This is a genomic window from uncultured Aquincola sp., assembly GCF_964001545.1.
Lineage (GTDB): Bacteria > Pseudomonadota > Gammaproteobacteria > Burkholderiales > Burkholderiaceae_C > Aquincola.
The window spans coordinates 1-2559 of sequence record NZ_CAXFDV010000016.1; the positions used below are offsets into that span (position 1 = coordinate 1).

Here is a 2559-nt window from a genome sequence, read left to right on the forward strand (position 1 = left end):
CCCGATCGCCGTCGCCGGCCTGGTGGCCGACTGGAAGCTGGACGCGCAGGCCATCATGGCGGCGCTGCTGCACGACACGATCGAGGACTGCGGCGTCACCAAGCCGCAGCTGATCGAGCACTTCGGCGCCGCCACCGCCGACCTGGTGGACGGGCTGACCAAGCTGGACAAGCTGCACTTCAGCACACGCGAGGAGTCGCAGGCCGAAAGCTTCCGCAAGATGCTGCTGGCGATGGCGCGCGACGTGCGCGTGATCCTGGTCAAGCTGGCCGACCGGCTGCACAACATGCGCACGATGACGGGCATGGCGCCGGAAAAGCGCGCCCGCATCGCCCGCGAGACGCTGGAGATCTACGCGCCCATCGCCCACCGGCTGGGCCTGAACCGCGCCTACCGCGAGCTGCAGGAGCTGTCGTTCCAGTTCCTGCACCCGTGGCGGCATGCGGCGCTGATGAAGGCGGTGCAGCGCTCGCGCGGCTACCGCCGCGACATCGTCGACCGGGTGCAGCGCGAGGTGGAAAAGGCCTTTGCCCATGCCAAGGTGAAGGTGCAGGTCTCGGGCCGCGAAAAAACCGTCTACTCCATCTACCGCAAGATGAACGAGAAGCACACCTCGTTCGCGCAGGTGAGCGACCTGTTCGGCTTTCGCATCGTGGTGCCCACCTTGAGCGACTGCTACCTGTCGCTGGGCGTGCTGCACCAGCTCTACAAGCCGGTGCCGGGCCGCTTCAAGGACTACATCGCCATTCCCAAGGCCAACGGCTACCAGAGCCTGCACACCACGCTGGTGAGCCCGCTGGGCACGGCGGTGGAGTTCCAGATCCGCACCGAGCCCATGCATGCGGTGGCCGAAAGCGGCATCGCGGCGCACTGGATGTACAAGACCAAGGACGTGCACCAGCCCGAAGAAGCGCAGCGCCTGGGCGCGCTGTGGCTGAAGTCGCTGCTCGACATCCAGGACGAGAACAACGACTCGGCCGAGTTCCTGGAGCACGTCAAGATCGACCTGATCCCCGATGCGGTCTACGTCTTCACGCCCAAGTCCAAGATCCTGGCGCTGCCGCGCGGCGCCACCGCGGTGGACTTCGCGTACGCCATCCACTCCGACGTGGGCGACCATTGCGTGGCCGCCAGCGTCAACGGCGAGCCGGTGGCCCTGCGCACCGAGCTCAAGAGCGGCGACGTGGTGGAAGTGGTCACCGCCCCCGGCGCCCGGCCCAATCCGGCCTGGCTGAACTTCGTGCGCACCGGCCGCGCGCGCAGCAAGATCCGCCACTACCTCAAGAACATGGAGCATGAGGAGTCGCGGGCGCTGGGCGAGAAGCTGCTGGCGCAGGCGCTGCGCGCCGAGGGCATGCTGATGCCTTCCTACGACCCCGCCGATGCCAATGCCACCGCCACCTGGCAGCAGCTCACGCGCTGGAGCGGCAACCGCAACCGCGACGAGCTGATGACCGACATCGGCCTGGGCAAGAAGATCGCCAACATCGTGGCCAAGCGGCTGGCCCACAACATGGTGGAACGCGGCGCGCGGCCCGACGCGGTGACGCTGTCGATGGGCCGGTACGCGGTGGACGACAGCGTGCCCAGCCAGGGCATGGTGATGATCGACGGCACCGAAGGCGCCTCGGTGCAGCTGGCCACCTGCTGCAAGCCGATCCCGGGCGATGCCATCGTCGGCTACCTGGGCCGCGGCGAAGGGCTGACGGTGCACACCGCCGAGTGCAGCATCGGCAAGCGCTTGCACGAGCGCGACCCCGAGCACTTCCTGCGCGTGGGCTGGGCCGAGGAACTGAGCCGCCCGTTCGACACCGTGATCAGTCTGCTGCTGGAAAACGGCAAGGGCGTGCTGGCGCGGGTGGCGCAGTCGGTGAACAGTGCCGAGGCCGACATCACCCACATCGACATGGACGACCAGCTCGACGGCCAGACCGCCGAGATGCGCCTGACGCTGTCGGTGCGCGACCGCCTGCACCTGGCGGACGTGCTGCGCATCCTCAAGCGCGCGCCGTCGGTGCTGCGCGTGGCACGGGTCAAGCCATGATGGGCGCTGTGCCTCAGCCCTTCGGCTCAGGCGCCGGGTAACGCACCTCCAGCACCTCCAGCGTGTCCAGCCCGCCGGGGGTCATCAGTGTCACCTCGTCGCCTTCGCGGGCCTTGAGCAGCGCGCGGGCGATGGGGGAGATCCAGCTCACCTCGCCGGCCAGGTTGTCCACCTCGTCGATGCCCTTGATGGTGATGGTGCGCTCTTCCCCCTTGCGGTTGGCATAGGTCACGGTGGCGCCGAAGAACACCTGGTCGCTGCCGTGGTGGGCCGAGGGGTCGGCCACTTCGGCCACGTCCAGCCGCTTGGTCAAGAAGCGGATGCGGCGGTCGATCTCGCGCAGCCGCTTCTTGCCGTAGAGGTAGTCGCCGTTTTCCGAGCGGTCGCCGTTCTTGGCCGCCCACGACACCACTTCCACGATCTTGGGCCGCTCGTCGTCGATCAGGCCCAGCAGCTCGGCCCGCAGGCGCTGGTAGCCGGCGGGCGTCATGTAGTTGCGGGTGCCGGCAGGCAGC

General features: G+C 68.2%; 2 protein-coding genes. One reads left to right on the forward strand and one right to left on the reverse strand.

Annotation, left to right across the window (positions count from 1 at the left end):
• Positions 1-2044 (forward strand): bifunctional (p)ppGpp synthetase/guanosine-3',5'-bis(diphosphate) 3'-pyrophosphohydrolase (locus ABNT58_RS00530; RefSeq protein WP_348751563.1); only part of this gene is annotated, 2044 nt, incomplete at its 5' end.
• A gap of 13 nt (positions 2045-2057) precedes the next feature.
• Here the strand turns inward: ABNT58_RS00530 and greB are convergent.
• A complete protein-coding gene (greB, locus tag ABNT58_RS00535; protein ID WP_348751564.1) occupies positions 2058-2558 on the reverse strand; it encodes a transcription elongation factor GreB in 501 nt (166 codons plus the stop codon).
• Position 2559: the final 1 nt, after the last annotated feature.